General features: G+C 51.7%; 4 protein-coding genes. All 4 read left to right on the top strand.

Annotation, left to right across the window (positions count from 1 at the left end):
- Positions 1-250 precede the first annotated feature (250 nt).
- The 4 genes from AC5DC2_RS14930 (at position 251) to AC5DC2_RS14915 (ending at position 8,224) form a co-directional block, all read left to right on the top strand.
- On the top strand, positions 251-2,401 hold the full coding sequence (locus AC5DC2_RS14930) for a KAP family P-loop NTPase fold protein (RefSeq protein ID WP_491699043.1): 2,151 nt from the start codon (positions 251-253) through the stop codon (positions 2,399-2,401).
- A gap of 504 nt (positions 2,402-2,905) precedes the next feature.
- Complete coding sequence (locus AC5DC2_RS14925) at positions 2,906-7,087, top strand: caspase family protein (protein ID WP_491699042.1); 4,182 nt, start codon at positions 2,906-2,908, stop codon at positions 7,085-7,087.
- Positions 7,088-7,097: 10 nt separating this feature from the next.
- Positions 7,098-7,499 carry a hypothetical protein gene (locus AC5DC2_RS14920; protein WP_491699041.1) on the top strand — a complete coding sequence of 134 codons (402 nt, stop codon included), beginning with the start codon at positions 7,098-7,100 and terminating at the stop codon, positions 7,497-7,499.
- The gene (locus tag AC5DC2_RS14915) at positions 7,496-8,224 is read left to right on the top strand and encodes a hypothetical protein (RefSeq protein ID WP_491699040.1); all 729 of its coding nucleotides are present in this window, start codon (positions 7,496-7,498) and stop codon (positions 8,222-8,224) included. The genes AC5DC2_RS14920 and AC5DC2_RS14915 overlap by 4 nt, the downstream gene beginning before the upstream one ends.
- Positions 8,225-8,363: the final 139 nt, after the last annotated feature.

Genomic DNA, 8,363 nt, shown 5'->3' with positions numbered 1-8,363 from the left:
CGGACTTCAAGGCACGTTCATCCTGTCTTTGAAAGCCGTTCAAGGCGTCTATGAGACCTTCTCACGGTTCGACATCGAGGAGGTCGAGTGCACCTATTCGATCGCTGAGGGAAATGGGAAGGGCGTGAAGGAGCTGATTATTCAGCAGAAACGGTCGCTATGCAAGAACGACTGAAAATTACTGTGCATATATTGTCGAGATGATAGTCTTCTCGACACTCGTAAGCGGACATTGAAGAGGGGGGCTTTCATGACGAACTATTTCAATGACAGTCCAATCGAAACGGCCGACGACGATCGATACGGCTTCACGCCGTTCGCAGAAGCGTTGTCAAAAAGTATTCTGGGAATACGTAATCCAATTGGGACAACTTTCGCCCTAAACGGCCCATGGGGAGCCGGCAAGAGCAGTGTCGTCAATCTGGTCAGGTCTTCTTTACGCAAAAGGGATGACCCGCGTCTCGTGGCTACAGAATTCAAATGCTGGTGGTATCGAGGGGAGGAAGCTTTAGCGCTGGCATTCCTTCAAAATCTAAATGCGATCTTGGGGACCACACTCAAAGACAAAGTGAAAGGGCTTGTCCCTCAGATTGGAAGGGGCATTTTACAGGCGGGCCCAGTGATTGGAACGGCAGCCGCTCTTACCCCTATGGGCCCAGTCGGAACGGTCGTCGGTGGTGCGATGGGATTTGCCAGCCGTTTTTTTCCAGACGGAGAGCCTCTGGAAGAGACTTTTCAGAAGTTGGCCTCGATCCTTGAGGCACAAGATAGGCGATTTCTCGTGGTCATCGACGATTTAGACCGGCTCAGCGCTGAGGAGGCTCTTGCTGTTTTCCGGCTGATCAAATCAGTGGGCAGGCTTCCAAACGTGATGTACCTAGTGGTTTTCGATAGGCAACTCGCCGAACAAGCCGTTAAAGAAAAATATCCCTCTGAGGGCCCACACTTTCTGGAAAAGATCATCCAGGCGTCATTTGAGATTCCGAGCCCTCTTCCTGACGATCTAAACTATGCCGTTCTATCGACAATTTCTGAAATATGCGGCGAGCCCGCAGAAGATAGAATGACCCGCTTCATGAATATCTTCTATGATGTTCTTGCGCCCTATATTTCTTCGCCGCGGCATGTGGCACGATTTCAAAACGCTATTAGCGTCACTTGGCCCGCAATCGCCGGAGAAGTCGACCTAGGCGACTTTGTTGGCCTCGAAACAATACGGTTGTACGAGCCTGGCTTGTTTTTTGCCATAAAGGCCAACAAGGGTCTGTTATGTGGCTCGCGCCAAGATGGTGATGCCGGTAGAGATGTCGAGTCGCGGTTCGATGTGTTTCTAAAAAACGTACCAGAGATTTCTCACGAGCTTGCCAAAACAACGCTACAGCGCCTTTTCCCACGACTAGAAGGAGCAGGGTATGGCCATGGTTGGCTAGATATCTGGGGCGCGGAGCGTCGAGTTTGCGTCGAGGCTCATTTTGATACCTATTTCAGACTCTCTCTCAGCGAAGAGACTTTATCTAGCCAGCTTCTTGCTGACCTGATTAGAAAGGCGGATGATCGAGAATTCGTACAAGAGAAATTTCGATCCGCAGCCAAAATCGAACATCGAACGGGAAAATCCCAAGTGCCGATTTTCCTTGATGAACTAATCACCCACGCGAAACACATAGATGCGGACAAAGTTGAGGCGCTGATCACCTCGTTGTTTGAAATCCATGATGAAATAGATATGGAGCGGGACGCTGGGAGAGGCATGAGTTTCGAGAATACCACGCTTCGCTATCACTGGCTGATCCGAAGGCTAACCCACAAGCGATTCTCGATTGAGGAAAGGACAAAAATCTACTTGAGTGCCACAGAAACAGCTCCTCTCGGATGGCTCGTTGATTTCGTTGCCTCTGCGGACTCGGACCACGTCCCTAGAGAGGATCAGAGACCTTCTAGGGAAGAAGAATGCCTGGTAGAGAAGGAAGCATTGCCTTTATTTAAAGAGCGGGCAGTGAAAGCTATTCGCTTGGCCGCTTCAAACGGCTCGCTTATTACGCACTCCGACCTGCTTTCAATCCTTTACCGATGGAAAGAGTTCTTGGACGATAACTCCGAGGAGGTCCGGCAGTGGACCGAAAGCAAACTGCGGGAAACAACATCACTTGTTGCGCTTGTTCGGGCAATGACGGGTACTAGATGGTCAGTCGGCATGGGTGGATTTGGCATGCTAGGAGATCGGGTAGGAATATGTTCTACGACGGTTCGAATTGATGAAAACACAGAAATTATCGACCCGCAAACTTTTCGGAAAGCACTGGAGGAGGCTATCGATCGTGATCAGTTTAATGAGACCGACCAAGAATTGGTCGTGAGGTTTCTGGAAGCTTGGGATCACCAGAAATCTAAGCCAAAATAAAAAAAAGGCGTTGAGTAGCGCGTTGTCGATTTGACATGACAAAAACTGTTTGCTGCAAAACCAGCTGTCAAAATTGTAAAACCGCGCGTCACGCTACACACGAAAAATTTCTATAGAATTAAATCTATATATTTCAATAACTTATATAAATTTGAACGGTCAATTTGTGGTGCGCGTGGAGCGCATGCGCTTTAGAACTTAGGCATTGAATTTACGACATAAATTAGATACCTAAAGTGAAATGTTACACATTTCATTACACAGATAATGTCACAAGACTGGCTAACCAAACCGACGTCCGTGACACCGCCGAATCCGAGCTTTCGGACCTCCACGTTCTAGGCAGAAGTGATTGAACCACCTGCTGGTATCAATCACCTACTTTCAAATCCGGCTCATTGAGTTTCGAGTCGGGTTCCTGAGCCGCACCCAAGATTCGACCTTTTGCTTGAAATCCGTTCTTCGATCGACTTCAATGCTTCCATTGGTTGCGGGGGCGGTCAAATGGTACCTTTTATCAAATTTCTTCTTCTTTCGATCATCTTGATCTGTTTCTCAACGGCGGTAAGTGCAGCGCGCGTTCCCGACCGTACAACATATTGGCAGAACTACCGGGATGGAATGTCGCTGGAAGCGTCGGCCTGCTCTGCACAAACCGGCACGGGGGCATGTCTGATCTTTAGTTGCGGCAGCGGAGGGCAATTGGGTTTTTCGTTCACGCTACCCTACATGGGCGCGGAGCCGCCCCGGACCATGCGCGTCTCCGTCGATGGACTTTCGCCACACTCCTTCGATCTGGGATTGAGCGGTCACCAAAGAACTGCTTTTATTGAAGCGGCGCACGCAAGTCTGGTCGCGGCCCTAAAGTCCGGCAGCACGGCAGTCCTCGCCGTACCGGGGCGCAACTTCCGGCTCGGTCTGTCTGGCTCGTCAAAGGCAATCGGAAATGTCGAAGGTTATTGCACGCGCTATCGCGAGGATCTCAGGAACGCAGAGGCCGTTTTCCCCGGCGGCCCCTTTCGCGTCGACGACGAAGCGCATCTGACCTACGCTTCAGAAGAGACTGAGGACGTTCCAGAATTCAAGCGATATAACGATCTTGATCTCTGGGGGAACGACCTCAGGAGCGGCCTCGAAGATCCTTTGCTGCAAAACCTAACACTGGAGCAGTGCGAAGAGCTGTGTAAGCTGACGACCTCATGCTTTTTCTATACACATAACGGGCGCACCAATACCTGTTTTTTGAAAGATGACCTTGGAACTCAAAAGTTCTATCAAGGAGCGGTAACGGGACAGGCACTAGCGCCACGACCTGCATTTCCCGGTCCGCCGACCCGCGGCCCCGATCTGGTGATGGATCCAGATGCAGCGGCTCGAGAGGGAGAGGCTGTTGAGGAATGGCAGGCACGTATCAGGTCTCTTTCGAACGCACTTGCTGGAAGTTGTCCGGCCGAAGACCGGACTTTGGAAAGACTGAGTCAGTCACTTGTCTTTGATGTCCGAGGTTCCGACGAACTTGCTGTCGGTACGCCGATGACGATGAGCTGGCAGGGAAACCTGCTTGAAGAGCGCATACCAGTCTGGCTCGTCATATCGTCGGATCAGCCCATCCGATTTGAAGGTTCGGGATCGATTGCCCTAGGACCGGAAGCTCCGAATCCATTTGGCATTCAGGAAGGTCAGGGAAAACACCGAGCTCTCGTTGCTCTCTATGCGCGCGGCTCGGGTCAGGACGGTCGGATTGCATTCCTACCGCTGCGTTCGGGCTCTCTAGACATTGAGGTATCCCTCGTGGGGTACTTGCGCCAATGTGGAGAAGAAAGGCGATACAAGACATTCCGGAAGAGTTTCGAGATTGCTCCCGACGAGGCAGAGATCGTTCTCTCAAACGCCCAGGGTATGGCCGCCTACACACACGAAATCCCCCTTGAGAAATTTGAGCGTCGGATTTTGTTTAATCGTGACCGGTTTCTGATTCTTAACGCCTCCGATGAAACTGAAATTATCGAGCGAGCAGGAAGCGAGCTGATCGTATCTCCAACCCATCGCTTCCTTGCCGTTCGTCATAGCGACCGGCTCGATGTCGTCGACGTCGTCGACGGCAACACCGTTGCGAATACGTTCGATGGCGACATCTTCTGGGCGATGGGCGATAGCGTGATAATGGTGACGCTTTCGCCTTGGGCCGAGGTCAACCTGCATTCGCTCTTTGGAGAAAATCTGTCCGTAGAGGAACAGGTCACCGGGCCGTCTTGCTGCAGTGCCGCCCCTGAAACCACCCACGTCGCAGTTGATCTAGAGAACGCAAACTACTCAATTTGGGGAGATTTTGGCTATCGTATCGGCTCTTTGCAGGCTCATGATTATGCTGCCGCCGATAACCCCTTGAATGCCTATGGCTCGGAGGAAGTGGGCAGCATAGCAACCTACCACCAAATACTGAGTTCTATCGGTCCAGTTGCACCATCCAGTGTCGAAATGGGCTTTCTTGCGCCAGGAGATTTCAAAAGCACAAAATTGTCACGAGACAAATTCTCGGGCGGAAAGTCTGAACCATCGACACTGGAGAACGCCCAAATTGGTTGGTTTGCTTCCGCAAACATCAAGCCAATTGAGCTTCGATCGTCTTCGCTGCCTAGCCGTCGAAATTCGCCGAATAAGTCGTCTGTTTCCCGGTCATCAACAAATTCAATGCAGACCGCAGAGAACTTTGATGATCAAATGAACCGCATAGGCCTCGGTCTGATGCCAATGACTGACGGTGTGCAATTACTTGCCGATCATGTCTCATACAACCGCTTGGGCGGCGGAGAGCATATGAACGGTCTCGCGGATTATGACGAGCGACTTGCTCGATCTGAAAAGGCCATCGGACAATTTGTTCATGAGGCTTCTGCAGCTGGCTGGCGTTATCAGTGGGGACTTCCTGAGGACTTTGATGCGCTGAAGCTTGAATGCAGTCACGTAATATTCGGCGACACAGAGACGGACGAAGGACTTGTTTTGGCGCCGCGAGATATCGTCTCTTTGTCTTATGTCCCTTCAGAGCCAGATCATTCTATCTGGGTTGCTCGAGCGGCCTGCAGTGCAGGCGCGACATTTGGAACCTTGCGCTTTTATCAGGCGATTTATGTCATGGATTTAGCTGGACCAAAGCCCATTAGCAAAGATGAGTTGATGGCAGATTCTGCTTGGTTTTCCGGGAACAGTACCCAGCCTAGATGGTTTGATCATGATCCTCTGATTAAGGCAAATGACCGCTACCTCATGACGTATTCTCCCGGGAGCGCAGCCGTTACAATCTATGATCGAAATGCTAAAGAGTTTGTATGGAAGAGAGATGATCTGCCCAATGGTGATTTGCTTGAAGATGCATGGATGACAAAGGATGGCCGGCACGTGGTCCAATTGAACTCCGATGCTGGTTTCTACGTTCATGCAATTGAAGACGGCGATGTTGTTCTTTCCGGGCGGATCGTCGATGATGAGGTAGCCGTCTGGACGGATGATTTTCGTTTTGATGCAACTGCGGAGGCAGCGAGCCTTATCGATCTGAAGTTTCCCGGGCACGACGGGCAGTTCAGCCTGGACCGTTTTGGCGCAGCGTTAAGAACGCCCGGACTTGCAGAGCTAGCGCTTTACGAGGAAAGACTGGACCCGGCCAAAGAGGTCGGTCTCCCACCCGCGCTCTCAGGTCGTATACACGCTGGAGAAGGAGACATGGTTCTTGCAGATTTGGACTATGATCTCGCCACAGTCTCGACGCTTAACGTGTTTCAGGACGGACTACTAACTGACAGCATGGCCGTCGGCGATTTAGCTGAGCCAACGCAACTGGAGTTCGCCCGGCTCAAGGATGCACGTTGGATTTCCGTGATTGCTGCCGATGGCAATGGCCTCGCAAGCCTTCCCGTTTCCGCCGATATAGGGGCGACTCCGATTCCCTCAGCGGTAAGTCGGGCGCTCGTGATTGGCGTCAATACCTATTCAGACCCGCAAATACCCTCCCTTGACTACGCCTTGGCTGATGCAGGACGATTTGCTGAAGCGCTTGATGGAGGCCTAGGCCCTAGCGCCCCCGTATTCAACAGCATCGACTATTTAAAGGACCGGCGAGCCACTCGGCAGGCTATATTGACTAGAACCCGGGCATTGCTGGAGGGCCTAGAGATGGGAGACAACGCAGTATTCTATTTTGCAGGGCATGGGCTACGTGATGAAAACGGCGTCTTTTATCTCGGGACATCAGAGACCCAGCTGGATCACCTGGAGGATACCGCACTCGCGTTTTCGGAGGTAGCTAATCTGATTGCTGAAAGCGAAGCGCGCATTACCGTAATCATCGACGCCTGCCATTCCGGATCCGCGGCACTCAGATCAACAGCAGCCAATGATCAAATCGTTCAGGATCTCACCGCGTTAAACTCCAATGTGACAATCCTGTCCGCGTCAAAGGGACGGCAACTTTCTCAAGAAGCCGGGGATATTGGCGGAGGCGTCTTTACTGTCGCCCTTGAACAAGTCCTGTCGTCAGAGCGTGAACGCTATGACCTCAATCATAACGGTCGTATCGAGGCATCCGAACTCTATAACGGGGTGAAGGATATCGTCGTTCAGCGACAGCAGGGCGCGCAAACCCCCTGGATTGCACGTAGCCGAATGGTGGGCGACTATGCAGTATTCTAGAAGTGACAGATTGTTTGCTGGCGTGTTTCTGGCGGTGCTTGCACTCATTCCCGCAGAAACAAGCGCTCAGTCATGTTTTGTTTGCGACGAGGTTGTTGAGCTCGACAGTCAGCAGGCAAATTGCTTCGTCGAAAATTTCGATGCTTATCTCAGTCAGGTGGAATCTAGCGAAAAAAAGAGGGCTGAAATCAGCCTAACCTCATGTACCGGGGGCGAGCGTAAAGGCGGACGCGGTATAGCGGCCTTTCCTACACTTGAGCAAAAAGACAACAGCTCAGCGAGAACCTTTGAGTTGAGAACGTCCTACATTCTCGACATGGACAGCTTGAAGTGCCTTGGGCAACTGCTGGAAGAGTTGCGAGCGCCGATCGATCCGACGGTTCGTTTTGACCTTGTCGAGTTATGTAAATGACATCCAAGCAATCTGGCCACGATGACGCACCGAAAGCCGGCCCGGCAACAGATAATCCACCCGAACAGGATGGCAAGCAACCAGACAACAATGAGACAGGGCAGCCGGATGATTTGGCCTCAGAGCCGATGCGAAAAGAACGGGACCAGTTCTTGCTTTTCTGGCCCGGTTGGAAATGGGAAGCGTTAGCCGGTGTTGTGGCAGCAATCGGTTTGATGGTTGCGGTTCCAAGCTTCCTCTTCGGAATAGCCCAGTATTCCTGGCACCTTGAAGGAGAGCGCGCTCGCGAGACACTGGAAATGATCGACCTCTGGGAGGTCCGTGGCTATCAAGATACCTTTTCTCATTTTACGGAAGATGTCGAAGAGCTCTTAGCCGAGATACCGACTGATGAGCTGCAAATGGCCGCGCAGTCCGAGCGTGCGGCAAACAACATTCGATTGAAAATTGCGGAGGCCCTGCTCTCTAAGGGTGAAAACGAGGAGCACTTTGACAAGCTTCTTTTCTTCTTCAATCGCCTTGGACTCTGTGTTCAAGCGAAGCTTTGCTCAATTCGCACAGCCGAGACCTTTTATAGCGGCACACTGAACAACTTCGTTGATTTCTTTATGCCGTACATTCTGAGCAAGCAAGACTCTCTGGACGGTTACGCTGAGCCGACGCTGTGGCTGGAAGCTCAGTTTGGAAAAAGGCGGTCATGGGATTGGTTCTATGCATGGAGTTGAGGGAGAACGGTCACGCTGCATTGCGTTGACTGTCCATCGATGGAAGTAGCCGGTCTTGTCTTATATGCTTCCACCTGGCAGCCCGGGACTGTCCTGATTTTTGTGCTGTGGCGTGGTAACTGCTCTTTGAGGAGACCCA

Source organism: Martelella sp. (genome assembly GCF_984369615.1).
Note: the sequence above shows the minus strand (reverse complement) of the source record. Positions and strands in the feature narration are given on the sequence as shown.

What these genes read in the sequence shown, in the direction of transcription:
- AC5DC2_RS14930 (WP_491699043.1), top strand. Translation starts at nt 251, where the DNA reads ATGACGAACTATTTCAATGACAGTCCAATCGAAACGGCCGACGACGAT.
- AC5DC2_RS14925 (WP_491699042.1), top strand. Translation starts at nt 2,906, where the DNA reads ATGGTACCTTTTATCAAATTTCTTCTTCTTTCGATCATCTTGATCTGT.
- AC5DC2_RS14915 (WP_491699040.1), top strand. Translation starts at nt 7,496, where the DNA reads ATGACATCCAAGCAATCTGGCCACGATGACGCACCGAAAGCCGGCCCG.